The sequence below is a fragment of the Butyrivibrio sp. AE3003 genome (genome assembly GCF_000686065.1).
GTDB lineage: Bacteria > Bacillota > Clostridia > Lachnospirales > Lachnospiraceae > Butyrivibrio > Butyrivibrio hungatei_A.
This window is the reverse complement of sequence record NZ_JMLX01000001.1, coordinates 1,447,931-1,474,892: the sequence shown is the minus strand read 5'-3', so window position 1 is coordinate 1,474,892 and position 26,962 is coordinate 1,447,931. Positions and strand designations below refer to the sequence as shown.

General features: G+C 42.2%; 25 protein-coding genes and 1 other RNA gene. 24 read left to right on the top strand and 2 right to left on the bottom strand.

All coding sequences use genetic code 11. The features are described 5' to 3' along the window. Window positions 1-806 precede the first annotated feature (806 nt). From CD00_RS0107065 to CD00_RS0107000, 13 genes are all read left to right on the top strand, one after another. The gene (locus CD00_RS0107065; protein WP_185750404.1) at window positions 807-1,604 is read left to right on the top strand and encodes a hypothetical protein; all 798 of its coding nucleotides are present in this window, start codon (window positions 807-809) and stop codon (window positions 1,602-1,604) included. A 196-nt stretch (window positions 1,605-1,800) separates the two neighbouring features. Continuing rightward, a complete protein-coding gene (locus tag CD00_RS0107060) occupies window positions 1,801-2,718 on the top strand; it encodes a hypothetical protein (protein WP_026655325.1) in 918 nt (305 codons plus the stop codon). 203 nt (window positions 2,719-2,921) lie between these two features. Then, window positions 2,922-3,317, top strand: coding sequence for a hypothetical protein (locus CD00_RS20390; RefSeq protein ID WP_026655324.1), 396 nt, complete (start codon window positions 2,922-2,924; stop codon window positions 3,315-3,317). 295 nt (window positions 3,318-3,612) lie between these two features. After that, window positions 3,613-4,683 carry a helix-turn-helix domain-containing protein gene (locus CD00_RS0107050; protein ID WP_026655323.1) on the top strand — a complete coding sequence of 357 codons (1,071 nt, stop codon included), beginning with the start codon at window positions 3,613-3,615 and terminating at the stop codon, window positions 4,681-4,683. A gap of 125 nt (window positions 4,684-4,808) precedes the next feature. Next, window positions 4,809-5,384 carry a hypothetical protein gene (locus tag CD00_RS0107045; RefSeq protein WP_026655322.1) on the top strand — a complete coding sequence of 192 codons (576 nt, stop codon included), beginning with the start codon at window positions 4,809-4,811 and terminating at the stop codon, window positions 5,382-5,384. A gap of 57 nt (window positions 5,385-5,441) precedes the next feature. Further along, window positions 5,442-6,074 carry a DUF6465 family protein gene (locus CD00_RS19230; RefSeq protein ID WP_051594112.1) on the top strand — a complete coding sequence of 211 codons (633 nt, stop codon included), beginning with the start codon at window positions 5,442-5,444 and terminating at the stop codon, window positions 6,072-6,074. A 38-nt stretch (window positions 6,075-6,112) separates the two neighbouring features. Next, entirely contained in the window at window positions 6,113-6,388 is a 276-nt protein-coding gene (locus CD00_RS17550) for a hypothetical protein (RefSeq protein ID WP_242838931.1), read from the top strand. 134 nt (window positions 6,389-6,522) lie between these two features. Continuing rightward, the gene (locus tag CD00_RS0107025; protein WP_026655321.1) at window positions 6,523-7,530 is read left to right on the top strand and encodes a deoxyguanosinetriphosphate triphosphohydrolase; all 1,008 of its coding nucleotides are present in this window, start codon (window positions 6,523-6,525) and stop codon (window positions 7,528-7,530) included. Window positions 7,531-7,559: 29 nt separating this feature from the next. Beyond that, complete coding sequence (gene dnaG / locus CD00_RS0107020; protein WP_026655320.1) at window positions 7,560-9,338, top strand: DNA primase; 1,779 nt, start codon at window positions 7,560-7,562, stop codon at window positions 9,336-9,338. 434 nt (window positions 9,339-9,772) lie between these two features. After that, window positions 9,773-11,122 carry an RNA polymerase sigma factor RpoD gene (gene rpoD, locus CD00_RS0107015; protein WP_081670527.1) on the top strand — a complete coding sequence of 450 codons (1,350 nt, stop codon included), beginning with the start codon at window positions 9,773-9,775 and terminating at the stop codon, window positions 11,120-11,122. Window positions 11,123-11,127: 5 nt separating this feature from the next. Then, complete coding sequence (locus tag CD00_RS0107010; RefSeq protein WP_207640461.1) at window positions 11,128-11,961, top strand: class I SAM-dependent methyltransferase; 834 nt, start codon at window positions 11,128-11,130, stop codon at window positions 11,959-11,961. Continuing rightward, complete coding sequence (locus CD00_RS0107005) at window positions 11,952-13,607, top strand: nucleoside kinase (protein ID WP_026655316.1); 1,656 nt, start codon at window positions 11,952-11,954, stop codon at window positions 13,605-13,607. The genes CD00_RS0107010 and CD00_RS0107005 overlap by 10 nt, the downstream gene beginning before the upstream one ends. A 5-nt stretch (window positions 13,608-13,612) precedes the next feature. Next, on the top strand, window positions 13,613-14,662 hold the full coding sequence (locus tag CD00_RS0107000; RefSeq protein WP_034462019.1) for an NAD-dependent epimerase/dehydratase family protein: 1,050 nt from the start codon (window positions 13,613-13,615) through the stop codon (window positions 14,660-14,662). 42 nt (window positions 14,663-14,704) lie between these two features. Here CD00_RS0107000 and CD00_RS0106995 read toward each other — a convergent pair whose 3' ends face one another. After that, the gene (locus CD00_RS0106995) at window positions 14,705-15,289 is read right to left on the bottom strand and encodes a S1 family peptidase (RefSeq protein ID WP_207640460.1); all 585 of its coding nucleotides are present in this window, start codon (window positions 15,287-15,289) and stop codon (window positions 14,705-14,707) included. Window positions 15,290-15,489: 200 nt separating this feature from the next. Here CD00_RS0106995 and CD00_RS0106990 point away from each other — a divergent pair, with 200 nt between their 5' ends. From CD00_RS0106990 to CD00_RS0106980, 3 genes are read left to right on the top strand one after another with little or no spacing between them, the layout of a single operon-like run. After that, entirely contained in the window at window positions 15,490-17,103 is a 1,614-nt protein-coding gene (locus CD00_RS0106990) for a vWA domain-containing protein (RefSeq protein ID WP_026655313.1), read from the top strand. Window positions 17,104-17,139: 36 nt separating this feature from the next. Further along, window positions 17,140-17,646, top strand: coding sequence for an RNA polymerase sigma factor (locus CD00_RS0106985; protein ID WP_330370364.1), 507 nt, complete (start codon window positions 17,140-17,142; stop codon window positions 17,644-17,646). Beyond that, window positions 17,639-18,583 (top strand): hypothetical protein, encoded by a 945-nt coding sequence (locus CD00_RS0106980; protein ID WP_185750403.1) that lies wholly within the window; start codon window positions 17,639-17,641, stop codon window positions 18,581-18,583. Before CD00_RS0106985 ends, CD00_RS0106980 begins: the two co-directional genes overlap by 8 nt. 49 nt (window positions 18,584-18,632) lie before the next feature. Here the strand turns inward: CD00_RS0106980 and rnpB are convergent. Beyond that, an RNA gene (gene rnpB, locus CD00_RS19655) (RNase P RNA component class A) lies at window positions 18,633-18,981 on the bottom strand. Between the two features lie 221 nt (window positions 18,982-19,202). Here rnpB and kduI point away from each other — a divergent pair. From kduI to CD00_RS0106935, 8 genes are all read left to right on the top strand, one after another. Beyond that, entirely contained in the window at window positions 19,203-20,066 is an 864-nt protein-coding gene (gene kduI, locus CD00_RS0106970; protein ID WP_026655309.1) for a 5-dehydro-4-deoxy-D-glucuronate isomerase, read from the top strand. Between the two features lie 14 nt (window positions 20,067-20,080). Next, a complete protein-coding gene (locus CD00_RS17545) occupies window positions 20,081-20,920 on the top strand; it encodes a gluconate 5-dehydrogenase (RefSeq protein WP_185750402.1) in 840 nt (279 codons plus the stop codon). Between the two features lie 50 nt (window positions 20,921-20,970). After that, window positions 20,971-21,933, top strand: a complete 963-nt coding sequence (locus CD00_RS0106960) for a bifunctional 4-hydroxy-2-oxoglutarate aldolase/2-dehydro-3-deoxy-phosphogluconate aldolase (RefSeq protein WP_026655308.1) — start codon at window positions 20,971-20,973, stop codon at window positions 21,931-21,933. Window positions 21,934-22,055: 122 nt separating this feature from the next. Beyond that, window positions 22,056-23,081, top strand: coding sequence for a sugar kinase (locus CD00_RS0106955; protein ID WP_026655307.1), 1,026 nt, complete (start codon window positions 22,056-22,058; stop codon window positions 23,079-23,081). 118 nt (window positions 23,082-23,199) lie between these two features. After that, window positions 23,200-24,459 carry an HD domain-containing phosphohydrolase gene (locus CD00_RS19220; RefSeq protein ID WP_051594110.1) on the top strand — a complete coding sequence of 420 codons (1,260 nt, stop codon included), beginning with the start codon at window positions 23,200-23,202 and terminating at the stop codon, window positions 24,457-24,459. 26 nt (window positions 24,460-24,485) lie between these two features. Next, complete coding sequence (locus tag CD00_RS0106945) at window positions 24,486-25,535, top strand: acyltransferase (RefSeq protein ID WP_026655306.1); 1,050 nt, start codon at window positions 24,486-24,488, stop codon at window positions 25,533-25,535. Between the two features lie 115 nt (window positions 25,536-25,650). Beyond that, window positions 25,651-25,986 carry a PadR family transcriptional regulator gene (locus CD00_RS0106940; protein ID WP_026655305.1) on the top strand — a complete coding sequence of 112 codons (336 nt, stop codon included), beginning with the start codon at window positions 25,651-25,653 and terminating at the stop codon, window positions 25,984-25,986. After that, window positions 25,986-26,951, top strand: coding sequence for a permease prefix domain 1-containing protein (locus CD00_RS0106935; protein WP_026655303.1), 966 nt, complete (start codon window positions 25,986-25,988; stop codon window positions 26,949-26,951). The genes CD00_RS0106940 and CD00_RS0106935 overlap by 1 nt, the downstream gene beginning before the upstream one ends. The last annotated feature ends 11 nt before the right edge of the window (window positions 26,952-26,962 follow it).

Below are 26,962 nucleotides of genomic sequence, written 5' to 3'. Positions count from 1 at the left end.
GTGATACTTTGGGCAAGAATTGAGGTATATACTGCTTTGATGGTAACAGTCCCATCTTCCGCACGATATTTTATCAAGGTTTATCACTTTTTGTGATAGACCTTTTTTTTGCCTAACCCACATAACACGGGCTTTTATTAAACCCACACTCTTTTTATTTTCTTCTATCATTTTTTACATTTTCCATTTAAAGATATGAGTTTGTGATACTGGATGTGAAATAAAATTATCTTTATTTCATTTCAAAAGTAGTCTGTTTAGTAGTTGGAAAAGAAGGCCAAACAGCTCAAGAACTATCTTGCATGCTTATAGATATAAGCTTGTGGTAAGAAATGTGGGTGAATAAATACCGGTGCATGTAATATTTGTTTTTTATTGATAATTGTGCTAAATTTTTGTGGTGATAAATATGCTCTATATGTTTACAATTGGTATGCATTTATTTTGATATGCAGTATGTGCGTTGATGTGTTATACAAAGAGGAGCTTTTGCGACTTTTTGTTCTTGTTTTTTTCATTTGGCATTCGCCAAAATGATTCAATGATTTTTAGGGATTTATTTTTGATTGAATAGGGCCGGTCGTGGTGATGTTTTGTTAGGGGCACCGTACAGAAAAGCTGTGGAAGATGTGTGCGGTGCGAAAACGGGAAGAGGCACCGCACGGAAAAGCCGTGGAGGATGTGTACGGTGCGAAAACGGGAAGAGGCACCGCACAGAAAATTTGTGGAGGATGTGTACGGTGCCTAAAGCCAAAAAAGACAAATAATAAGCTTTACACAGAGATTTGAAAGGAACAAATGTAGCAATGATAGATTACAGAAATGAGTTAATTGGACAATTCAATGAAATTCGAGGGATGATCAACACTCTTGAGAAAAGAAAAACAAGATATAAAGGATTAGATGACGGCAAAATTCTAGTTACATCATGCCGCGGCGTCCCACAATACTATTTTCGCAAGAACGGTGACAAGAAAAGAGAATACATCAAATCTGCGAGGAGGGATATGATACGCCTCCTGATTCAGAGAGATTATGACGAGAAACTTTTGCGTGAATTAAAACCGCTGATGAAGAGGATGGAGGCTTTTATAAAAGGATATGACATTGGAATGATTGACAGAGTTTATAGTGGTCTGTGTCGCGGAAGGAAAGAGATGATAAGTCCTATACGGTCTACGGAAGAAATGAGAATAGAAGAATGGTACAACAGTTTTAATGGTGGAAAGAACTCTGTGGAAGTGGCTGTTGCTCATAAGACAATTAAAGGGGAAACGGTCAGATCCAAATCGGAGAAGATTATTGCGGATTATTTATATAGTATGAAGATACCGTATGTATATGAACCGGAATTTTTGTTGAAAGATAGAAGACATATCTTTCCGGACTTTGCAATATATAGCGTAAGGAAAGATAAAACAATTTACTGGGAACATTTAGGGCTTGTTAATGATCCCGAATATGCGGTCAAGAATCTAAAAAAGCTGATATCATACGAGAAAAGCGGACTTGTACTTGGTGATACATTGCTTATATCTTTAGAAAGCGCAGAAAGTCCACTTGATTTTGAAGCCGTAAAAAAGAAACTTGAATCAGCATTATGAATGAGAATAATAGCATCTAGAAAGTATGGAGAGTATCGGGGGGCAGGAAAAGTAATTAGGGATTTGTCTTGCTTATTTTTGAATGTGAATATTTGGCGAACTTTACAATCGGATTGGTTAAAAAATGTTAAGAACATGTTATACTTCTTTGTGGGGTATTAGTGCCCTTGGATTTTTTTGACATAAGGAGAATTACATGAAGAAACTAAGATTTTTACCCAAGATGTTGATTTTTGCTCTTGTTTTGGCTTCGGCTGCGCCTCTTGAGGTTCACGCAGATTCAAATGCCGACAATAAAGCGGCACTTGCAAAAAGAAGTGACCTTGATGAGACAGGGAAAATGCTTAAGACAAGCAAGACCATTGATGGCATAAAGTATTCGCTTACGATTGACCTTACTAAGTGGGACGGATACACAAATGTTGAGCAGTTTGACCATATTGAGAATCTTTTTTACGAGGTATATCCTCAGATGTACAAGAGATTTGGTGATTATAAAAAAGCTACAACAGATGTTACGATAGCGATTGAAAATGAAGGTTATGAGATTGCTTCGGCCAATTCGAAGAAGAACAGGATTCATCTTCATGATAAGTATTTAGATAAGCACTACGATCATTTCGATGTTCTGACTCATGAGCTTGCACATATTGTACATGGAGGTTTTGTGAGAGATAATCTTGAGTTCCCTAAATATTCCGAAGTATTTGCAGATTATTGCAGATATATCTATGCTTACAAAGACGGAAGATACAATGACAAAAACTGGGTGCTTCCCGATGCGAACACTCAGAAAACCCGCGAAACTTCAGTGAGATTTTTGGTGTGGCTCGATAAGGAAACATCTTCATCCAGCCGTGATATTATCCGCGACTTCTTTGAGGTTTGCTGCATGTCTGACTTCAAGAAAGAAAAGTGGGGAGAGATGTGGAAGAGTCTTTTCAAGGGTACAAAGTTTGAAGGCAAGACGATAGATGAAGTTTGGGAAATATACAAGAAGTCAGATTTTGCTTATCTTTCAGCCAAAGCGCCGGATAAGGATACAAAATCCGATCTTCTTAAGAAAACTGATGTGAGAAACTTTATCAGAAAGAACAGCTATTCATTTAAATAAAAAGAGTATTCCAAGTTACTACCTGAGTTTTCAGGTAGTAATTTTTTGATTAGAAAATTCCTCGTATTCAACAAGATGCTCTGCAGGGATGCACGGCTCGCGGAAGGCTTTTTTATTGAAAAGAAATGCTCTGCTATGGATGCGGCCTATGTGCATAATAAATTGAATTTATTAATGGGGTGAATTGGAGCAGGTATGCTATTGTGAGAGGCTTTGACGCAGAGGCACCGCACAGAAAAGTTGTGGAAGATGTATGCGGTGCGAAAGCGGGAACAGGCACCGCACAGAAAGGTTGTAGAGGAAGTGTGCGGTGCGAAAATGCGGCCAGGCACCGCACAGAGAGGCTGTGGAGGAAGTGTACGGTGCGAAAAAGCGAACAGGCACCGCACAGAAAGGTTGTAGAGGAAGTGTGCGGTGCGAAAATGCGGCTAGGCACCGCACAGAGAGGCTGTGGAGGAAGTGTACGGTGCGAAAATGCGATCAAGCACCGCACAGAAAGGCTGTGGAAGATGCGTGCGGTGCGAAAATGCGATCAGGTACCGCACAGAAAAGCTGTGGAAGATACATGCGGTGCAAAAGTGCGTAAAAGTACCGTATAAGAAAAGACATGAAAGAAATAAATTATTGCAATGATGGATTACAGTAGGAGATGATAAGCATATATCTCAAATAATTCTTGATGGTTAATAAAAATTCCTATAACTTAATATGTATTCAATAGAAAAACTCTGTGGAATTCGTTATCATAGCATTAGAACGGCGCCGGTAATAAAGCATGCATTCTTAGTTTTAATATCCGTGAATGCACAACAAGACATCACACTTTTTCCGAAAGATTTAAGTGTAAACCTTTTGGAAAATACGGATTTAGAGAGTATAGAGGAGACTGAGCTAATGACTATAGGAAAAGTGATACGAAAATACCGCAAAGAATTGGGATTTACACAGGAAGAAATGGCTAAAAGTCTTGGAGTGACTGCGCCGGCTGTCAATAAGTGGGAGAATGAGAATACGCTTCCCGATATCAGCTTGCTTGCACCGATTGCAAGACTTCTTGGAATATCGATGGATGAGCTGTTGTCGTTTAAAGAAAATCTGACTGATGAAGAGGTTGACGTTTATATAAAATCTCTATGTCAGAAGCTGGAAAAAGGACTCTATGAGGAAGTGTTTGAATCTGCAAGAAAGAAGATAGAAGAATATCCAAACTGCGAAAAACTAAAACTTAACAGTGCGCTGATTTTTGAGGGTGCCCGATACGCGGCTTTACATAAAAAGGAGTGCAAAATTCTGAAAAAATATGATGAGCATATCGCTGCATGGCTTCAGGATTTGATGGAATCGGGGGATTCGAGAATAAGAACGTCGGCCGCCAAAATGTTGTTTTTTATGCACTACAGAAAAGAAGACTACATAAAGGCGGAGGAGCTTTTAAGTTATTTTGATGAGAGAGGGTATGAGCGCAGGTTTTTCCAAGCTGAGATTCATGAAAAGAATGGAAAGACAGAAGAAGCATTCAAGGAACTTGAGGACCTTATGCTTGAAGAGGTTAATCAGATAAAATGCGTATTGAATTTGTTACAGAGGCTCTATAAGGATGCAGGAAACCTCAGAATGGCATATAAAATGGCGGATGTTAGCGGTGAGGTTTCAAGATGCTTTGAACTTGGCATTTACCAGGAAGTTATGCAGAAACTTGAACTTGCGGAATATGAAAAAGATGTTGAGAAGACAGCTTCTATTATGAAACAGCTTGTAGACAATGTTGATACAATGTTGGATATCAATAATTCTGAGCTGTATGCTCATCTTAGGGTGGAGAAAAAAGAGCGTTCGGATAAGTCGGAGTTTATAAAGAAATTTCAATCGCAGTTGATCGGGGAATTTTGCAATGAGGAAATGTTTGCCTATATGCGCGGCAATGAATATTGGGAATCATTACGAAATATACCTGATGTAAAATAACTCAATAAATGTGGTATCATAATATAAAACGATTTCAATTTTGTATTTTGTGTATGAATGGTTACTGATCTAAATCTAGAAATGTGCGTTTCGTAAGAACATGATATGAAAGGGGGATCTATTATATGGAACCGCATGATGTTGGGGGCAAACTGTCAGATAACGCAATTGAAAACAATGCAGGAAATTCAAATTTGACAGGTGCAAATGTACCTGAAATGGCAGGAAGTGAGAAAGATTTGGTGTTAGAAGCTGCTTTGAACAAGGAAAGAATTCAAGCTGCAACGCCTGGTGATGCCGGAATTTCAAACAATCTCACAGAGGCATTACTCACCGAGATGCGAGACCTTTCGAAGAAACGGCTTTTTTTCCAGAAGATTGCAACGGGATGTATGGCAGGACTGCTACTGGTGGTGTTTCTGACATGTATCATCGTTGTACCGAAGGCGATGACAACGCTTTCGCATATCAACAATGTTTCTGTTAAGGCAGAGAACTCACTTGATGAGATCGATGTCATGACAAAGGGCATAACGAGTGCGACTGATAGCCTTAACGAACTGGTTGCGGGCAATTCAGCATCACTCACTGAGGCGGTCACATCTCTATCTAGGATAGATTTTGACGGACTTAACAAGGCAATCACCGATCTTCAGGATGCGGCGGGGCCTATGGCAGCTCTTATGAAAAGGTTTAGATAAACTATCCCCGGTGCTTTGGGTGCTGAGGACGATTCTTTATTCCGGGAGGGAAAAATAATGGGCATGAATTCTACAGAAGATAAGATAAAAGAGATAGCAAGAGAATTTTCAAAGGCTACTGAGCCTGTTATAAAAGAAGCTAAGAAGGCTGCAGAGCCTTTTTTGAGAGATGTTAAAGAAGCTACCAAGCCATATACCAGTAAAGCTGAACCATATATCAAAAAGGCGGAGCCATACTTTAAGGATATTAAAGAGAAGACCGAGCCTTATTTAAAAGACATTAAAGACAAGGCAGAGCCTGTTTATGCGGAAGTTAAGACAAAGGCAGAGCCTTATATAAAAGATATCAAGGAAAAAGCGGAGCCTTATATCACTAAGGCAAAAGAGAAGACGGCGCCCGCTGCAAAGACTGTAAAGGAAACATCGCAGAAAGCAGCCAAGGTTGCTAAAGAGGCGAGTCAGGACATTTCCGCAAAGGCTGCAAAGCGCGCGTGCAAAGAAGAAGTTTTCGTGCAGTACAATCATCATGAGATAAAGACTTCCGATATAATCGAGAGGGCAAAAAAGGATTACATAAGCAAAGGAAATAAGGTTACAAGTATCAAGGAAATCCAGGTTTACATCAAGCCTTCGGACAATGCCGCATATTACGTGGTAAATCATACTGATACCGGAAAAGTCGAGTTTTAACAGATATGGCAATAGAGAAAAAAGATTTTTTTAATTTAATGCACTACGAATATGGCGAGGCGTATTTTGGAAGCTACAAGGGAATGAGGTACAGACTTGCGCGTGAACCGCTTGAAAATGTAAAGTTCGTTCCGGTGGATCAGAGAGGCCCCGCGACACTTATGGCAACGGTGTGGCCTGAACCCTACTCATATGCTAAGACTGATAAGAAGCTTATGTTGAGTGAGAATTTTGAAGTGAGCGAAGAAGGCTTTACCAAGGCTGTTGAGTGGATAAACGAGCAGTATGAGGCACGTTTTGCGCTGTATAAATAAAAAAGCAAAAAAATTTAAAATAAAAAAAGGAATTGTGAAACTCACGTCGAATAATAAAGATGTGGGTTTCATTTTTGTAGTTTCCCATAAAAATATTTGCTACTCAAAAAATTCTAATAGAAAGAAGACGAAAATTGAAAATTCGTGAAAAACTAGAAGAAAGAGAAACACAGATCTTAAGCAAATATGCTACACTCAGCATGAATTCCAAAGGTAGAGAAAAAGCTGAAAAACCGTGTGATATAAGGCCCTGTTTCCAAAGAGACAGGGATAGGATTCTTTATTCCAAATCGTTCAGAAGGCTTAAAGATAAGACGCAGGTTTTTCTGGCACCTGACGGAGATCATTACAGAACCCGTATGACGCATACTCTTGAAGTATCGCAGAATGCGAGAACTATTTCTAAAGCTCTTATGCTTAATGAGGATCTCACTGAAGCCATAGCACTTGGGCACGATCTTGGACATACGCCGTTTGGGCATGCCGGAGAGAGGGCGCTTGATGCCGTTGTTCCGGGAGGTTTCAGGCACAATGAACAGAGTCTTAGAATCGTGGAGAAGCTTGAAAACTACGGACAGGGACTTAACCTCACGAGAGAAGTTAAGGACGGAATCCTTAATCACGAGCTTAATCTTACGCCGTCGACTCTTGAGGGCAAGGTTGTAAGGCTTTCGGATAAGATAGCGTACATGCATCATGATATGGACGATGCGATCCGCGGCGGAATCATGAAAGAGAGTGATGTTCCAAAGGAACTTGCAAAGGTGATCGGCTATACGAACGGAGAGTGGCTTGATACCTTTATACACGATATAATCGCGACAAGCATGGACAAGGACGACATTATGATGTCGGAGGAAGTATATGATGCTTTCCTGAAACTCAGGAAGTTTATGTTTGAAAGAGTATATACCAATCCCGAAGCCAAAGGGCAGGAGGGCAAGGTAGAAGTCATGATAAAGATTCTTTATCATCATTACCTCGACCACGAGGAGAAACTTCCGGACTATCTGAAAGCCATGATGGCAGCAGGAGAATCCAAAGAGAGAATTGTATGCGATTATGTTAGTTCCATGACTGACAGATATGCTGTTTCTGTTTTCGAAGAAGTATATGTCCCCCGTTCATGGACGGTACTATAAAATAAACCAATATATTCAGGAGACCCAAATTGCGCTACTCAGATGAAATAATAGAAGAGGTGCGCTCCCGCAGTGACATTGTGGACGTGATAGGACAGTATGTCCATTTGCAAAAGAAAGGCGCCAACTATTTCGGACTTTGCCCGTTCCACAACGAGAAATCAGGCTCGTTCTCCGTGTCGCCGAATAAACAGATGTATTACTGCTTTGGATGCGGAGCAGGCGGGAATGTCATCACTTTTTTGATGAAATATGACAATTTAACTTTCCAGGAAGCGATAAAACAGCTTGCCGAGAGAGCCGGTGTGAAACTTCCTGATGAAGACGATTCACCAAGGGCAAAGGCTATGCGCGACAAGCGGCAGATTCTTCTTGATATCAACAAGGAAGCTGCCAAGTACTATTATTATCAGCTTCGGGGAAAGAGCGGCCAAAAGGGCATGGAGTACTTTAAAAACAGGCAGCTTACGGATGAGACCATGCAGCACTTTGGACTTGGCTATGCCAATATCTCAAGCAACGACCTTGTGAAACACTTAAAGAGTCTTGGGTATAACGACAGCCAGATAATTGATGCAGGACTTGCTTCCCATGATGAAAGAATGGGAACTCATGATAAGTTCTGGAACAGAGTAATGTTCCCGATTCAGGACGCATCGCAGAAGGTTATAGGATTCGGCGGGCGTGTTATGGGCGATGGAAAGCCCAAATATCTAAATTCCCCTGAAACACTTATATTTGATAAGAGCAGAAATCTGTTCGGGCTTAACTATGCCAAGAACGCCAGGGCAGGCTACATGATAATCTGCGAGGGTTACATGGATGTCATAGCTATGCACCAGGCGGGATTTAATATGGCCGTAGCTTCGCTCGGAACTGCTTTTACGACGGGACAGGCAATGATACTTAAGCGCTACACCGATGAAGTCATTTTGTCTTATGACAGTGACGAAGCAGGAACCAAAGCTGCGCTTCGCGGAATAGGGATTCTGAGAGAAGCGGGGCTTAAGGGTAAAGTGCTTGACCTTCGGCCACACAAAGATCCCGATGAATTTATTAAGAATGAGGGAAAAGAAGCTTTTGAAGAGCGAATACGAAACGCGGAAAACACATTCTTTTTCGAAGTAAGAGTAATGCAGTCGAGATACGATATGTCAGACCCTGAATCAAAGACTGAGTTCCACAGAGCTCTTGCCAAGAAATTGTGTGAGTTTGAAGAAGCTCTCGAAAGAGAGAATTATATAGAGGCGGTTGCGGCTAAGTACAATATAGCCGTTGACGACTTAAGAAGACTTGTTGCTCATTACGCTTCACAGGGCGGACTCGTAAGACCTGCCGAGAAGCCAAAGAGTGGTATACAGAAAAAGAACCTTCCCGAGGATGGAGCCCGGAAGAACCAAAGACTTCTTCTTACATGGCTTACGGATGAGCCGGCTATTTTCCCCAAGGTAAAGAAGTGGATAGTTCCCGCTGACTTTACCGATGAGCTTTACAGAAATGTTGCTAATGAGCTCTTTGAGGGAATGGAGCACGGTAATTTTTCGCCGGCAGCCATTTTGGATAGATTTACGGATGAGGAGCAACACAGCAAAGTTGCTGAGATGTTCAATACAAATCTGGTTGAGATTGAAACAAAGGATCAAAGGAAAAAAGCGTTTAGAGATATCATCTACGGAGTTAAATCCGCAGGATACGAACGACAGAAGAGAGAACTTAAGCCTGACGATCCCGAGTTTTTGACCAAGACCATACAGGGCAAAAAGAATCTTGAGAAGCTGGCACATGCCGATATCTCGCCCGACGATTAACTACAGGTAATATGCACTGATTCGGAAATACTATAAAACAGAAAAGGAAGAATCATATGGCAAAAAAAGTTACTGGTACTACGGAAAAAGAGACAAAGAAGACACTTGTAAAGAAAGTTGCCGAGAAACTTTCCGGTAAGAAAGAGGCAGATAAGAAGGAAACGGCAAAAAAGGGAACAGCTAAAAAAGAAACACCCAAAAAGGAAACATCCAAAAAAGAAGCAACAAAGAAAGAAACAACTAAAAAAGAGACAGCTAAGAAAGAAACAACTAAAAAAGAGACAGCTAAGAAAGAAACGGCTAAAAAAGTAACATCAAAAAAAGAAACAGAAAAGAAGGAAGAGAAGAAAGTGACAAAGACAACAACCAAGAAGCTCTCAGCAAAGGCAACCGTAAAGAAGGAGGATACCTCTGCTAAGAAGGCAGCAGAAACTATGGAAGAAGAGAAGGAAGCGCCAAAGAAGGCAACAAAGAAGACTCCCAAGAAAGAATCTGCTGATGCAACAAAAGAAACAAAGAAGAAGGCCGGAAAGAAGGCTGAAGAAGAAAAGGGCGGAAAGTCGGAAGTTCTCGACGATGCTACAAGAGAGCTCTTTACACAGAAGATAAAAGAAATCCTCGCTCTTGCAAAGAAGAAGAAAAATGTTCTTGAGTATAATGAGATCAACGACTTTTTTGCTGAGCTCAGTTTAAATGAGGAACAGATGGACAATGTCCTTGAAGTTCTTGAAAACTCGGGCATAGATGTCCTTAGAGTATCTGAAAGCGACGATGATGATATTCCCGACGATGATGATATGATGCTCTCCGAAGAGGACGAGGTTGATATGGAAAATATCGATCTTTCTGTTCCCGACGGAATCAGTATTGAAGATCCTGTAAGAATGTACCTTAAGGAAATCGGTAAGGTTCCGCTTCTTACGGCAGATCAGGAGATCAATCTTGCAAAAGAGATGGAAGCAGGACTTGAAGCTGAGAAGGAACTTGCAGAGAGCAAGGAGAGCGGAACAAAGCTTTCGAAGGCCAAACTTGATGAGATCGAGATGGCTATCTACAAGGGAAATGAGGCTAAGAAGCGCCTTGCTGAAGCAAACCTTCGTCTTGTTGTAAGTATCGCGAAGAGATATGTCGGAAGAGGAATGCTTTTCCTTGACCTTATTCAGGAGGGTAACCTCGGACTTATCAAAGCGGTAGAGAAGTTTGATTTCCGTAAGGGATTCAAGTTTTCAACATATGCTACATGGTGGATCAGACAGGCTATCACAAGAGCTATCGCCGATCAGGCAAGAACTATCCGTATCCCTGTACACATGGTTGAGACTATCAACAAGCTCATCCGCGTAAGCCGTCAGCTCCTTCAGGAACTCGGACGTGAGCCTATTCCTGAGGAAGTGGCAAAAGAGATGAACATGCCTGTTGAGAGAGTCAGAGAAATCCTTAAGATCTCACAGGAGCCTGTATCACTCGAGACACCTATCGGTGAAGAGGAAGACAGCCATCTTGGTGATTTCATTCAGGACGACAACGTTCCCGTACCTGCGGATGCAGCTGCATTCACACTTTTGAAGGAACAGCTTGTTGAAGTTCTCGGAACTCTTACAGAGCGTGAGCAGAAGGTTCTTAGACTCCGTTTCGGTCTTGATGACGGAAGAGCGAGAACTCTTGAAGAAGTAGGAAAAGAATTTAACGTAACCCGTGAGCGTATCAGACAGATTGAGGCAAAGGCACTCAGAAAGCTTCGCCATCCGAGCCGCAGCCGCAAGCTCAAGGATTACCTTGATTAATGAATATGACTAAAACTATAAATGACACAAATAATGACGTGGCGCTCAAGATGTCTGTCCGCTTGAAGGAGATAGCGGAGCTTCTTCGCTGCTCCGAAAAGCTCAAAGTGGCAGATGTCGGATGCGATCACGGATATGTATCTATATACCTTGTTACACATGGCATTGCAAAAGAGTGCATTGCCATGGATGTAAGAAGCGGCCCGCTTTCCGGTGCTAAGGATAATATCGATGAATACGGACTTTCAGACAGCATAAGGACGCGTCTTTCCGACGGGGTAAAAGAGCTTAAGCAGGGAGAAGCGGATGCTCTTGTAATTGCCGGCATGGGCGGAAATCTCATGCGAAAGATCCTCGAAGAGGGGAAGCCTGCAGAGCTTGGGATAAAGACGGCTGTTTTGCAGCCTCAGTCCGATATAGCAGATTTTAGGCAGTTCCTTAGGGATAGTGGATTTGTTATAACGGATGAGAAAGTTATCGAAGAGGAGGGGAAGTTTTATTTTCCTATGAAGGTTTCGCTTGTTATTACAGAAACTTCAGCCTCACACGATAATCCGGGCGGCAGTTTTGAAAGTGCTATCTCGCTTATTAAAAAAGTGGCCGAAAATGCAGATAATGAGCAGCTTCTTAGGATATGCAACAGATACGGAGAGTGCAACATTCTTAACAGGGATAAAACATTGGAGAAATATCTTTTACACGGCAAAAAAGTGTGTGAATCCATATTGAAGAACCTCGATGAGAAGGAGCACTCCGGCAGGATACAGGAGATAACTACCGAACTTTCCGATATAGATACCGCTTTGAAGGTTATGCAGGAGGAACGCGTATGCCTATAATAACTATCAACAATGTTGCTAAAGAGTACAAAAAAGGCACGAAGTTTGAAGATATAGCTAAAGAGTATCAGTCTGAGTGCAAGTACAGGATCGCGGCAGTTCTTTTTAACGGTAAGATAAGAGAACTGATGAAGGAAGTAAAAAAGGACGGAGAGGTTTCTTTCCTTACTTACGGAGATAATATAGGTCACAAGACCATGAGAAGAACCGCAGTTATGATGTTTGTGAAGGCGATAAGGGACGTTGCGGGCAAGGATGAGGCTTCTGCCGCAAAGATTGAATTCCTTATTTCTAACAGCTATTACTGCACACTTCATGGTAAGACCGAAGTTACAGATGAGCTTGTAAAAAAGATATCCGACAGATTTCAGGAGCTCATCGATCAGAAGATTCCGATAACAAAGAGCGTTTATCCGATTGACGATGCCATCGAACTTTTTAAGAAGATGGGCATGGCGGATAAGGTTGCTTTACTTAAATACAGAAGAAGTTCAGAGATCAATATATATAAGCTTGAGGATTTCTATGACTATTTTTATGGTTATATGCTCCCCAACACTTCATATATTGAGAATTATAAGATATCAAGGCGCGATGACGGCATTATGCTGACACTTCCTTCACGGATGTGTCCGGATAAGCTTATCATGTCGGAGCCCAGAGAGAAGCTTTTTAATACCATGAAGCTTGCAAGCGACTGGGGAAGAATGATGGGAATCGACAATGTCGGTGACCTTAATAACCGTGTTTGCGAGGGCAGGATCAACGAGATGATACTTATTCAGGAATCTCTTCAGGAGAGAAGAATAGGTGAGATTGCGCAGCGAATCCAGGAGCGCAAGGATGTAAAGTTTGTTATGATCGCAGGCCCGAGTTCATCCGGAAAGACGAGTTTTGCAAACAGACTCTCAATCCAGCTTAGAACTTACGGACTTAATCCGCATCCCATAAGCCTTGACGATTATTTCGTAAACAGAGAATTTACGCCGCTTAACGAGGACGGAAGCTACAACTTTGAGTGTCTGGGAGCCATGGATATAGAGAAGTTTAATGCGGATATGTCAGCTCTTTTGCGCGGAGAAGAAATAGAACTTCCCGAGTTTAATTTCATTACGGGTAAAAGAGAAATGAACGGCAATTTCCTTAAACTTGGAGAGAACGACATTCTTGTTATCGAGGGTATTCACGGCCTTAACGAGAAGATGTCTTATGCACTTCCCGCAGAGTCCAAGTTTAAGATTTATATCAGTGCGCTCACAACACTCAGCATCGATTCACACAACAGAATTCCCACAACGGACGGAAGGCTGCTCAGACGAATTGTCAGAGATGCAAGGACAAGGGGGGCTTCGGCAAAGAAGACTATCAGCATGTGGGCGTCTGTTCGTGCAGGTGAAGAGGAGAATATTTTCCCGTTCCAGGAGGAAGCGGACGAAATGTTTAACTCGGCGCAGATATATGAACTTGCGGTAATCAAGCCTTACGCAGAGCCGCTTCTTTTCTCCATAGAAAAGGGAGAGCCTGAGTACTATGAGGCAAAGAGACTTCTTAAGTTCCTTGATTATTTTGTAAGTGTAGACAGCTCAATGCTTCCGAGAAACTCAATATGCAGAGAGTTTGTCGGCGGAAGCTGCTTTAAGGTTTGACGATAATGAAATATTGTAAGGAATATTGGGATGATGTGAGGCTTGTAGCCGGCAGCATTCCCGAAATAGACAAACTGTATAACAAGAAAATACTTATCACGGGCGCAACAGGGATGCTCTGTTCACCCGTGGTTGATATTATTTCTCTTTTGAACAGGGAAAAGAATGCGGGCATAGAGCTTACGATTGCAGGAAGAAGTGAGCAAAGATGCAGCGACAGATTTAAAGGCGCGCTTGATGCAGGCGATTATAAGTTTGTGAAGTATGATGCAAACAGCGCAGCTAAGCTTGATGTTAAGGCGGACTACATTATTCACGGTGCAAGTAACGCTGACAACAGAAGGTTTTTGAAAGAGCCTGTGGAGACTCTTTTGTCCAATATCATAGGACTTAAGGCACTTCTTGATCTTGCGGCCGATAATAAGGGTAGCAGGCTTTTATTTGTTTCTTCCAGTGAAGTTTACGGAAACAGAGAGCGCTTTTCTTATGCGGCGGATGGCGAGATCGCTGAGGATGAGTACGGATATGTTGATATCTTAAGTTCCAGATCGTGTTATCCATCGGGGAAGAGGGCAGCTGAGAGTCTGTGTGCAAGCTACATAGACGAGTATGATGTCGATGCCGTTATAGTAAGACCCGGGTACATTTACGGGCCTACGATCTCTAAGACCGACAGCAGGGCGTCTGCGGCATTTACGCTTGATGCGGCTTCGGGAAGAAATATTGTTATGAAGAGCAAGGGCGAGCAGCTAAGATCGTACTGCTACATGCTTGACTGTGCCTCGGCTCTTTTAAGTGTCTTGGTAAAAGGAGAATGCGGCGAAGCATACAACATCTCAAACAAAGACTCGATTGTCTCCATAAAAGACGTGGCCGAGTGCCTTGCTGAGAAAAGCGGCGTTAAGGTAGTGTTTGAGATACCTTCGGAAGAGGAGAAAAAGAGCTTTAATCCGATGAAAAATTCGGTTCTTGATGCAACAAAGCTTGAGAGTCTTGGGTGGAAAGCTTATTTCGGACTTGAAGAGGGAATAGAGAGAACACTGAAGTTCTTGTGATGACTATATAAAGAAGCTCCGCGAAGATGCGGAGCTTTAATTTTATGGAATATCAATATCGCTGACAGGAAGGCATATGCACGAACCGTCGGATTTCTGTAGGAGAATTCCGTGGTAGTGTCCGGTGGCGTCGAATAATCCGCTTCCGGACATTCCTTCCTCAACTTCGCACATGCAGTAAATGACATCGTGACCGATCAACGGATTAAATACCGAGGGAGTGTCGACGATTCCCTGTGATGCCGAATTTGTAAGCGTATCTATTATGAATATTTTTTCTTCACAATCGGGAAGATTCTTGGAAGGACGCACGCTTTGATAAGAAGGTGAGTCTTTTTTCTTTGCTTTTTTAACAAGTGAGTTATCAACTTCGATGAGAGCGATGTCTTTTACATCATCTCTGAAAGTTACCGTGCCTTCGCATGTTACGCCGTCGAAGAAAGTGAGGTTGCAGTTTTCTATGTCGGCAACGTGTGATGCGGTCAGTATCTTTATCTTTTTACCCGTGATCTCCCAGATGTTACCGCTTCCCATGTAGTCGCCCGATTCAATGCGGACCGACGAGGGGAGAACAGTGTCGTATGCGGCATTTATGTCTGCGTTTTTTACCGGGATCTCTTTTGTCATATAACGCTTTATCGGCTTGTTATCATCGTGAAAAATCCGGATGAGAAGCGGGATTGCAACGATAATTACAAGAACCGCGATCGGTATAAAAAAATTTTTTTTATTTTTTAATTTTTCTTGCAACATTTTCCGTTCCTTCGTTGTGTATAAAGTAAAGCAGCCAAATTATTATAACAAAAAAGCTGCACGGAGGGAAAATTATGAAAAAGACATTTAAAAGAGGTATTAATGGAATTGTGAGCATGGCGCTTGCAACAAGCTTACTTGTAGGATGCGGCGGAGCAAACAGTGCACCTGCGGCAGATGCGGAGAACCCGTCGTATTCCGATAAGTCAAGCGGATACGATCTTAATTCGGCGGAGCCCGTCGAGGGAATGTGCGAAACTTGTGATGACACGGGATTTGTGGAGTATCCGATCGAGAATAATGAGACATACGAAAAGCCCGATGAGAACGGCGCAACGCTGGTTAGTACCAATCCGCTCTCGACATTTGCGATGGACGTTGACACGGCATCTTATGCAAATGTAAGAAGAATGATCGAAGACGGATACGGAAAAGGCAACATTCCGGCGGATGCGGTAAGACCCGAGGAGTTTTTGAATTATTTTTCATATGACCTTAATGCACCGAAGAACGGCGATGCATTCGGCATAACAACAGAGATCTCGGATTGCCCTTGGAACAAAGACCACAAGATGATGTTCGTGGGGTTAAAAACGGGAGATATAAATACAGAAAAGCTTCCCAAGAGTAATCTTGTTTTCCTGATCGATGTATCGGGTTCTATGCGCTCTGATGACAAGCTTCCGCTTCTTAAAAAGAGCATGAATGAGTTTGTCGACAACTACACGGGCGAGGGCACGGTATCTGTCGTTACATATTCGGGTGAAGAAAAAGTAGTCCTTGAGGGTGAGGAGCTTAAGAACAAGGATAAGATAAAGAGAGCCATTAACAGTCTCAGCGCAAACGGATGCACCAACGGACAGAGCGGAATGGAGAGGGCTTACCGGATTGCGGCCGATAACTTCGTTGAAGGCGGCGTAAACAGAGTTATTATGGCAACTGACGGTGATCTCAACGTTGGAATATCGGATCCGGATGAACTTGAGAATTTTATAAAAGAGAAAAAAGATACAGGTGTATTTTTGTCGGTACTTGGCTTTGGTACAGGCAACTTTAAGGATGCGAGTATGCAGAGACTAGCTGATTGCGGAAACGGAAACTATTCATATATCGATTCATTGATGGAAGCAAAGAAGGTTCTTGTTGAAGAGATGAGCTCAACTATGGTTACCGTTGCAAAAGATGCAAAGATTCAGGTTGAGTTTAATCCCACAAAGGTAAACAGCTACAGACTTATAGGTTATGAAAACAGACAGCTTGATGCAGCTGATTTTAACGACGATAAGAAAGACGGCGGAGAAGTAGGAGCTGGTCACAGTGTTATCGCGCTTTATGAGATCACTACGGCAGACAGTGATAAAGCGGTTAACTTAAAGTACCGAGAAGACGATAAGAAGGACTACGGCAATGAGTATGCTACCGTAAACGTAAGATACAAAGAGCCCGAAGGTTCTGAGTCAAAGCTTTCAAGCTACGCCGTATCAGATGCGGATGTTAAGGCTGCAACCGATAACATGAAGTTTGCGCAGATCGTTGCGGAGTTTTCACTTATTCTTTCTGACAGCGATTATAAGGGCGATGCAAGCTATGATCACGTTATCGATACTTATGCAGAGATAAATAACAAAGATGAGTACAAGGATGAGTTCATTCAGCTTGTAAGGATGGTGGCTAAGAGAGCGCTGTAAATGATATAATTATCATGTTACCGCTAATTCTTTTACTTGGTTTCGATATCGGGTGATAGCATGGGAAAAAGCAGGGATAGAGCGGCAACTCTTTTGGAAAAATACGGCAATGCCATACTTCGAACGGCGTATTCGTACCTCCATAATATGGAGGATGCTGAAGATATCTTGCAGGATACGCTTATACAGTATCTGAAATCCGACTCCGAATATAATGATGAGGAGCATGAGAAGGCATGGCTGCTGCGGGTTGCCATTAATCTTAGCAAGAACAAGGTGAAATACAATAAAGTCCGGGAGACCGATGAGCTAATGGACGAACTGGTTTCCGAGGAAAAAGAGGAATTGTCTTTTGTCTGGGAAGCTGTAAAAAACCTTCCTGAGAAGTACGCTGAAGTTATTCATCTGTACTATCAGGAGGGGTATCAAACCGCTGATATTGCGGGAATATTGAATAAAAAAGAATCTACCGTCAGGTCGGATCTGAAGCGGGCGAGAGAGAAGTTAAAAGAAATTTTGAAGGAGGGATATGACTTTGAGTAAATACAATGAGTTAATGCAGAATATAGTCGTTACTGAAGATATGAAAAGCCGAATCCTTCGAAATATCGAGCTCGAGCTTGACGGAACGGATGTATTTGGCGGAGAAAAAAGAGACCGCAGTAGCGAAAACGGAATTGGAAGTAACGGCTGCGGTAGCAACGATATCGAAAAGGTAATTTCCATAGATGAGGCAGGTAACGAGAAGAAAATCCGTAACTTTGGAGATTCACTGCGCGGAAGATGGGCGACTTATGTGGCCGCTGCGCTTGTTTTTATCCTAAGTGGAATTGTTGTAAAAAGCATTATCGGCGATCCCAGCCACAGCAGCAGTACCGCCGTAATGAGTGAAGACAGCTATAAACCTAAGCCCGCACCCACGGTAACGGAAGAAGCAGCTGCAAGCGAGGAGCCTGTTGATGTGGCAGAAGCGATTGAGGGTGATGCAAGCTCTGACAGTGCGGTTAAGGCAGCGGGAGAAGCGCAAGTCAAAGATGATGCTGCTATTCAGAGTGGTGCGAGATTTGAGTACGAGGAGAAAGTGACTCTTGTTAAAGAATATTCGGCTGATAAAAAGCTTTCTGTGTTCCATATTGCGCAGGTAAAGAATGCATCGGAAAAAGATGCCGAACTGTCATGTTATACCGAGTGCTATCAGGGAAATGAGAAGTTGCAACAGATTTATTCCGGCGAGAATATGACGGGAAAAACAATGGGAATAAATGAGACTTATGGCATAATCATTGGATATTCTTTGAAAAATGATACGGATGATGTAAGTTTTGTTGTGATTGATAGGAACAGTCCCGATAAGAAAGTGCTTTTTGAAAAGACATATACAATGGATGAACTTAAGGGGAATTCCTCGGTTCTGCCTTCGGATTACATCGAGGAAGAGCAGCTTGGTGGGTTGTTTGATGAAGGTGTGAAAACCAAATAGTTTTAAATAAAAATAGCAATCTTCCAAGAAGATTGCTATTTCTTTTCTCTTTAAGAGTAGGACTGTAAGCCGGGTTATGTCGTGGATGATCATCTATCTAGGACTGTCGTCGCCGACAGCCTCAAGCGACCCACCTGAAAGCGAACCGGGCCGGCTCATGGCTTTCTTTTCGGTCTTGCTTCGGATGAGGTTTACATGGCTACCGGTGTTACCACCGGCACGGTAGTCTCTTACACTGCCTTTCCACCCTTACCAAGCAGAGCTTGGCGGTTTCTTTCTGTTGCACTGTCTCGGGAGTTGCCTCCGCCAGACGTTATCTGGCATCCTGCCCTGTGAAGCCCGGACTTTCCTCTCCCATGCCCTTTCGTTTGCATGGCAGCGATCATCTATCCTACTCAGTCCTATATAATACCATAAAATCAATTTTTTACAACAACTTTTGCAATACCAAACTTAAAGCCATATGATAAAATTAGTTAAGCATGAAAGTGCTTACATCAGGTCAAGATTTGCAAGTTTTTTATATAAAAACGAGCAGACACGGAAAATATTTTCAAGTATCATAGCTATAACCAGAAAATTATTTTGATACTGCAATCGGCAGTGGAATGGAGATGCTATGGAACTTAGAACTGCATGTTCTCCCAGAGATGAGAAGAACTACGATACTTCAAGGCTTAGGGAAGAATTCCTTATTGATGACCTTTTTAAGCCGGATGAGATCAAACTTGTATATAGTCAGATTGATAGGATTATTACCGGATCGGCTGTTCCTGTTAAGGAGGAATTACATCTTACGGCAGGAGATGAGCTGAGAGCTGAATATTTTTTGCAGCGAAGGGAAATGGGCGTTATCAATATTGGCGGAGCCGGTATGATCGTCATTGACGGCAAGAAGTATGATGTTGATTACAAACAGGGCATGTATATCGGAATGGGAGCAAAAGAGATTTCTTTTGCAAGCAAGGAGGCTTCAAAGCCTGCCAAATTCTATATAAACAGCGCACCTGCACACAAGACTTATCCTACAGTCCTCATAAAAAGAGAGGGCACACCTTCGGATGATGTTGTCATTATTAAAGATGAGAACAAGAAGGAACTGGGAAGCCTTGAACAGTCTAATCACAGAGTTATCAACAAATACATTCTCCCCGGTCAGGTTGAGTCATGTCAGCTTGAGATGGGTATGACGGAGCTCAAGCCCGGCAGTGTTTGGAACACGATGCCGTGCCACACTCACGATAGGAGAATGGAAGTTTATCTTTACTTTGACATCCCCGAGGATGCGCTCATTATGCACTTTATGGGAGAGCCTAGGGAGACGAGGCACATTGTAATGAGAAACGAGCAGGCAGTAATAAGTCCCAGTTGGTCTATTCATTCGGGATGCGGAACACAGGCGTACACATTCATTTGGGGTATGGTCGGAGAAAATCAGGATTTCGACGATATGGATGATTGTGATATGGCAGAGCTTAGATAATCGGAGGTATAGATATGCAGGAATTTTTGAAGAATTTTTCACTTGAAGGCAAGGTGGCATGGGTCACAGGCGCTTCATACGGACTTGGCCTTGCTTATGCCGTAGCTTTTGCACAGAGCGGAGCTAAGGTAGTATTTAATGATATAAACCGTGAACTTGTTGACAAGGGATTGGAAGAATATAGAAAACTCGGCATCGATGCATTCGGTGCGGTTTGTGATGTTACGAAGGAAGATCAGGTAAAGGATTTCGTTGCACAGGTTGAAAAAAATGTCGGAACAATCGACATTCTTGTAAATAACGCCGGCATCATCAAGAGAATCCCCATGATCGATATGACCGTTGAACAGTGGAATCAGGTTATAGATGTTGACCTTACAGGTCCTTTTATCTGTTCCAAGGCAGTGCTTCCTGCTATGATTAAAAAGGGAAGCGGAAAGATTATAAATGCCTGTTCAATGATGTCTGAATTCGGACGTGAGACAGTATCTGCTTATGCGGCAGCAAAGGGCGGACTTAAGATGCTCACCAGAAATATCTGTTCCGAATACGGTCAGTACAATATCCAGTGTAATGCCATAGGCCCCGGATATATTGCAACTCCTCAGACAGCTCCGCTCAGAGAGAAACAGCCTGACGGATCGATGCATCCTTTCGACAGATTCATTCGTTCCAAGACACCGGCTCAGAGATGGGGCAAGACAGAAGATCTTATGGGACTTGCAGTGTTCCTCGCTTCGCCTGCATCTGATTTCATTAATGGCCAGGTAATCTATATCGACGGAGGAATTACGGCTTATATCGGACAGGATCCCGGCAATCTGGATCCGAGTAAGATGCAAGATGTGGATTGATAACATCTTTTGTTTAGATCCATTAGTTTATAAAGAGAAAGGCGAAAGAAATGGATAAGATTTGTGAAGAACTTTACAAAATTGGTATTGTGCCAGTAATTGCGATCGATGACGCAAAAGACGCGGCTCCTCTTGCGGAGGCACTTATAAAAGGTGGACTTCCCGCAGCAGAAGTTACATTCCGTACAGCTGCAGCTGAGGATGCGATCAAGATTATTTCTGAAAAATACCCTGAGATGATCGTTGGTGCAGGAACTGTTCTCAATGCAGAGCAGGCTGACCGCGCAAAAGCAGCAGGAGCTAAGTTTATCGTAAGCCCCGGATTTAACAGATCAAATGTTGAGTATATTCAGAGCATCGGTGTACCGGTAGTTCCCGGAACAGCAACACCCGGTGAGGTAGAGCAGGCTATAGAGCTTGGTCTTGATTGCGTAAAATTCTTCCCTGCCGAGCAGAATGGCGGTATAGCCAAGATTAAGGCTATGGCAGCTCCTTATACAAAGATGCACTTCATGCCCACAGGTGGTGTAAACAAGAACAACCTCAATGATTACCTTGGATTCAATAAGGTATTCTGCTGTGGCGGAAGCTGGATGGTTAAGAAGGATCTTATCTCAGCAGGTAAGTTCGATGAGATAGAAGCTATGACAAGAGATGCTGTTAATGCAATGCTCGGATTCACTATGAAGCATATCGGAATCAATGAGTCAGATGCAGCTGCAGCTGAGTCAGTAGCAGATAAGTTTGATTCACTCTTTGGATTCACTAAGAAGGTTGGCAATTCTTCAGTATTTGCCGGTAGCGTGATTGAGGTTATGAAGGCTAAGGGACGCGGAGCAAACGGACACATTGCGATTGGAACAAACAATGTGGACAGAGCTGTTTACCACCTTGGCAAGCAGGGCGTTAAGTTCGATGAGTCATCATTTAGCTATGATGCTGACAACCATCTTAAGGTTGCATATCTTGCTGATGAGTTCGGCGGATTTGCTGTACATCTTGTAAAAAACTGATCACTTAACGAGGTTTTTTCGAGTTTAGTGCGAAGTTTTGTTCCGGCGAGGCATTTATTGCCGAGAGCGGAACTTCCTGATGAAAATAAATAATTTTAGTTAGATAGAGAGAGGAATAAACTATGTCAAAGAAAGTTGTTACATTTGGTGAGATCATGCTGCGTCTGCAGCCCGATAATTATTTAAGATTTGTTCAGGTTGATCACCTTGAAGCTACATTTGGTGGCGGAGAAGCTAACGTATCTGTTTCTCTTGCAAACTACGGACTTGATTCTGTATATGTTACAAAGCTTCCTAAGCACGAGATCGGTCAGGCTGCCGTTAATTCACTCAGAAAGTACGGTGTTGACACAACAAAGATCGCCAGAGGCGGCGACAGAGTAGGTATCTACTACAACGAGAAAGGTGCTTCACAGAGAGGTTCAAAGTGCATTTATGACCGTGCACATTCTGCAATCGCTGAGGCAGTTCCCGCTGACTTCAACTGGGATGAGATCTTCGAGGGTGCTGAGTGGTTCCACTTCACAGGAATTACTCCCGCTGTAAGTGATTCTCTTGCAGAGATCACACTTGAGGCTGCTAAGAAGGCTAAGGAGCATGGACTTACAGTTTCTTGCGACCTTAACTACAGAGGAAAGCTCTGGAGCAAGGAAAAGGCAGGCAAGGTTATGGCTGAGCTTTGCCAGTATGTTGATGTATGTATCGCTAACGAAGAAGATGCCGATGATGTATTCGGAATCAAGGCTTCTTCAACAGACGTTACTACAGGTAAGCTTAACAGAGAGGGCTACATCGAGGTTGCTCAGAAGCTTACAGAGAGATTTGGATTTAAGAAAGTTGCCATCACACTTCGTGAGTCAATTTCTGCAAATGATAACAACTGGAGCGCAATGCTTTACACAGACGGTCAGGCTTACTTCTCAAAGAAGTATGCACTTCGTATCGTTGATCGTGTAGGTGGCGGAGATTCATTCGGCGGCGGACTTATTTACAGCTGCGTAAACGGATTCGATCCTCAGGCTACAATCGAGTTCGCAGTTGCTGCATCTGCTCTTAAGCACTCAATCGAAGGCGACTTCAACCTTGTTACAGTTGATGAAGTTAATAAGCTTGCTGGCGGAGATGGATCGGGACGTATCCAGAGATAATTTATTTTTTATAAAATTTTTTTAATAACATTAGCACCGTGCATTGTTAAATGTACGGTGTTTTTTGTATAATATATTTGCGAAAGTTTGAAACAAAGTAGATGTGAGGAATCAAATAATGAAATTTGATAAGACGGTCAATACATTCTTGACTCTATTATCAGTATTAATGATATTGATAACAGCTTTTTATGTAGAAAGACTTATTACACATAATAACGTTTCATCTGTGTATACGAGTAAACTTAGTCTTACCGGTGCAAAGCTTTCTGATGATCTTTATGCCAAGGTTTCCAAGACATTGGTTCAGAAAACTGAAAACGGTTCATTAACCCAATATGAGATTGAGATTGTTAATTCGGGAGATACTGATATAACAAACTGGAATCTCAAGATGGCATATTTTCCGACTGTAAAAGTTATAGATGTACATAATGTTGAAGGTGCACCTGAGGGCGATAGCTATATTTTTTCACCTCTTTATAACAATATGACTATTAAAGCAGGTGAGAGCTGTGAGTTTGGAATGTCTATAGATGCGTCTGTGGATTATGCACCTACAAGTATGGTTATCACAGGATTTAAACTTGATCCTACAGGAAGTACATTAGGTAGTAAGCTCATTTCCGCACTATTTGTTTTGTGGATAGTTTTCTGCGCAAGTTACATGGTTGTAAAGTACAATTCAATCAGCTTCTTGAAGAAACAGAAGAATGATATCAGGATTATTCTTCAGTCTATGAATACATTCATTAGCTTTATCGATGCCAAGGATCCGTATACAAGGGGCCATTCCAGAAGAGTGGCGATGTATGCTGCCGAGATTTCAAAGAGAATGCACCTTACGGAATCTGAGATACAGAATGTCTATTATGCAGGTCTTTTGCACGACGCAGGTAAGATAAGCGTTCCGGATGCAATTCTCAACAAGCCCGGTAAACTTACAAATGAGGAAAGACAGCTTGTCCAGAATCATACGGTTGCCGGCGGTAACATGCTTAAGCAGCTTTCGTCACTTAAGGGTGTCAGAGAGACAGCTCTTTATCACCATGAGAGATTTGACGGAAAGGGATATCCTGAGGGGCTTAAGGGAAGTGAGATTCCTCTTTATGCCAGAATAGTAGGAGTTGCGGATTCTTACGATGCCATGTCAAGTAACCGTGTGTACAGAAGACATCTTAGTAAGGATGAAATCATAGAAGAGATGCAGAAGGGATCCGGAAGTCAGTTCGATCCCGAGATCGTTCCGTACATGGTTGATATGATCAACGACGGCTATGTTAACGTTGTTAAGATGGAGACTGCCGAGGACGAAGGCGGCGACGACAAACTCCATATCAGTGAAGAGGATATTCCCGGACTTTACATGGGATTATAATATGAAAATCGAAGGGGGAACTGTGCTTGCTTCATAAGGAGAAGGCATTGGGGAGCGGCAGATTCGCACATCTGGATCTGCTTAGACTGATTGCATGTTTTTTGGTTGTTTTTAATCACACGCAAGGGTGTATAAAGTTATATGAATATGATACGGGTGCATTGACGGTTCTTTTGTTTGTGCGCCTGTTTATTGCGATGACGGTAAAGATAAATGTTCCTGTCTTTTACATGATAACGGGAAGCCTGCTTCTTAGCAGAGACAGGGATTACAAAGATATATTTGGCAGGATTTTTAAGATGTTTGCGATACTGTTGGGATTTAGTATCGTTTCGCATTTTTGTTATAAAGGAGAATTCTACATTCCCGGATTTATCAGGAATTTTGCGTCGGCGACGGTTGACGGTGCAGGGCCTTATTGGTATCTGTACGCATATCTGGGGATTCTTTTGATTCTTCCCTTTCTTAGATCCATAGCAGTAAGAATGAACACGAGAGATGTTTTTTATCTGATAGGCGTCAGATTTATTATCGGCGCTGTTATTCCTATGCTGTTTTTGATCGCGAACAGTATAACGGGCAGTAATATTCATATTGCACATGAATTTCAGCCTGCGATTATCATAGTGGATTGCGTTTTTTATCCGCTTATTGGTTATGGACTCGACAGATGTTTTGATGAAAAAGAAACATTTTATTCAAACAGGATACTTCTTACAGCTTTGTTTGTGGCAGCGGGTATTCTCGGGGCCGTTGCGTTTCTTATATCAGGGGGAGGAGAGTCGTTTGACGGATTTGTTTTCATCATGGTAATATCGGTGTTTGTGTTTGTAAAAAAATCGGTTTTAAAAAGCGGGCACCGTGCAGATGGTGTTATTTCAGCGCTTGGTGCTCTGACGTTTGGAATATATCTTTTGGATCCGGTTATCGGCCCGTTTTTTAAGAAGTTTTTTGATTTTAAAGGTGATTACAAGATGTTCTGGTCTTCGATTGTTTATTGCTTTTTTTCAATGACTCTTGGAGGACTCTTGACGTTTCTCTTTAAAGCTTTTAAGAAAAAAATCTTTCATAAATAAATACTAAGATAAAAAAACGGACAGAGTGGTTCGTTTCTTATTGACATACTGCGGCAGCCGTAGTATATTTACTACGACAGGCATAGTATGGATAAATATCTCAAGGAGGTTGTAAATGATAGAGATTAGTAGTGATGTCATTAGAGGATACAATGACACGATGATCTTGTTTATATTGATGGAAGAACCATCCTATGGCTATGAAATATCTAAGAAGATAAGAGCGTTGTCTGAAGAAAAGTATATAATCAAGGAAACTACGCTGTATTCTGCATTTACCAGAATGGAGAAAAACGGATATGTAGAGTCCTACAGTCAGAATGCAGATAATGGTAAGAAGAGAACATATTACAAGATAACTGAGAGTGGAAAGAATTATTACCGAGAAAAGTGTCTTGAATGGGCACTTACCAAAGAAGTAGTGGAGAACTTTATTAGAGGAGACAAGTAATGGAAACGATAAGAAATTATTTGGAATCTATGTTTGCAAATTTGCCTAACACTCCTGAAGTTATGCGCGCGAAGAATGAGCTTTTGAGCATGATGGAGGACAAGTTTACCGAACTTATTTCTGAAGGAAAGCCACAGAATGAAGCTGTTGGAATTGTAATCTCAGAATTTGGAAATCTCGAGGAACTTGCCGAATCTCTTGGAATCGAGAGTGTTGTCGGAGGTACGGATATCTCTGAGAGACGTCTTTTGACCAATGAAGAAGCAAGAAATTATATTTATGATGCGGCGCAGAGCAGAATGCTCATCGGCCTTGGGGTTATGCTTATTATTTTTTCTCCCATATTCCCTATTATTCTGAATGATATCGGAGCTGCATTCCTTTTCATCGATGTGAGCATCGGAGTGGGCCTTATCGTGTGGGCTAATATTCGTATGTCGCAGTGGAAGTTTCTTGATAACACGCTTTGTTGTATTGATTATTCTACGGCCGAGTATGTATATGCAGCCAAAAAGAACAATATGACGAGCAGAGCCATTATGCTTACAGTTGGAATCATGTTCTGTATTGTAAGCGTGATTCCCGTTATAATTTTCGAAGGATTGTTTTCTGCAAAGGATTATTATTACGTTATTGTAGGTCCTGCGATGCTGTTTGTTATTGTCGGAATCGGAGTGCTTCTTATTATCGCATCCGGGGCCAAAGACAGCGCATATGCAAAGCTTCTTTCTCTTAACGGAACGGGAACGGTTGCCGGCAATTACGAAGCTGTTCGCGCTACAAAGGAGCCTTATACAGACAAGAAGAAAGCGGCTGAAGTGATGTCTGTTTATTGGAGAACGGTCACATGCATATATATAATCTGGAGTTTCATTTCTTTTGACTGGCATATTACATGGATCATATGGCCACTTGCGGCAGTTTTTAACGGTATTATGAAGTCTCTTTTTAATACCAAGTGGTGATGGAGCGGGAG

Excerpts from the sequence above, each read along its gene's own strand:
- CD00_RS0107065 (WP_185750404.1), top strand. The coding sequence starts at position 807 with ATGATAGATTACAGAAATGAGTTAATTGGACAATTCAATGAAATTCGA.
- CD00_RS0107060 (WP_026655325.1), top strand. The coding sequence starts at position 1,801 with ATGAAGAAACTAAGATTTTTACCCAAGATGTTGATTTTTGCTCTTGTT.
- CD00_RS0107050 (WP_026655323.1), top strand. The coding sequence starts at position 3,613 with ATGACTATAGGAAAAGTGATACGAAAATACCGCAAAGAATTGGGATTT.
- CD00_RS0107045 (WP_026655322.1), top strand. The coding sequence starts at position 4,809 with ATGGAACCGCATGATGTTGGGGGCAAACTGTCAGATAACGCAATTGAA.
- CD00_RS19230 (WP_051594112.1), top strand. The coding sequence starts at position 5,442 with ATGGGCATGAATTCTACAGAAGATAAGATAAAAGAGATAGCAAGAGAA.
- CD00_RS17550 (WP_242838931.1), top strand. The coding sequence starts at position 6,113 with ATGCACTACGAATATGGCGAGGCGTATTTTGGAAGCTACAAGGGAATG.
- rpoD (WP_081670527.1), top strand. The coding sequence starts at position 9,773 with ATGGAAGAAGAGAAGGAAGCGCCAAAGAAGGCAACAAAGAAGACTCCC.
- CD00_RS0107010 (WP_207640461.1), top strand. The coding sequence starts at position 11,128 with ATGACTAAAACTATAAATGACACAAATAATGACGTGGCGCTCAAGATG.
- CD00_RS0107005 (WP_026655316.1), top strand. The coding sequence starts at position 11,952 with ATGCCTATAATAACTATCAACAATGTTGCTAAAGAGTACAAAAAAGGC.
- CD00_RS0107000 (WP_034462019.1), top strand. The coding sequence starts at position 13,613 with ATGAAATATTGTAAGGAATATTGGGATGATGTGAGGCTTGTAGCCGGC.
- CD00_RS0106995 (WP_207640460.1), bottom strand. The coding sequence starts at position 15,289 with ATGACAAAAGAGATCCCGGTAAAAAACGCAGACATAAATGCCGCATAC.
- CD00_RS0106990 (WP_026655313.1), top strand. The coding sequence starts at position 15,490 with ATGAAAAAGACATTTAAAAGAGGTATTAATGGAATTGTGAGCATGGCG.
- kduI (WP_026655309.1), top strand. The coding sequence starts at position 19,203 with ATGGAACTTAGAACTGCATGTTCTCCCAGAGATGAGAAGAACTACGAT.
- CD00_RS17545 (WP_185750402.1), top strand. The coding sequence starts at position 20,081 with ATGCAGGAATTTTTGAAGAATTTTTCACTTGAAGGCAAGGTGGCATGG.
- CD00_RS0106960 (WP_026655308.1), top strand. The coding sequence starts at position 20,971 with ATGGATAAGATTTGTGAAGAACTTTACAAAATTGGTATTGTGCCAGTA.
- CD00_RS0106955 (WP_026655307.1), top strand. The coding sequence starts at position 22,056 with ATGTCAAAGAAAGTTGTTACATTTGGTGAGATCATGCTGCGTCTGCAG.
- CD00_RS19220 (WP_051594110.1), top strand. The coding sequence starts at position 23,200 with ATGAAATTTGATAAGACGGTCAATACATTCTTGACTCTATTATCAGTA.
- CD00_RS0106940 (WP_026655305.1), top strand. The coding sequence starts at position 25,651 with ATGATAGAGATTAGTAGTGATGTCATTAGAGGATACAATGACACGATG.
- CD00_RS0106935 (WP_026655303.1), top strand. The coding sequence starts at position 25,986 with ATGGAAACGATAAGAAATTATTTGGAATCTATGTTTGCAAATTTGCCT.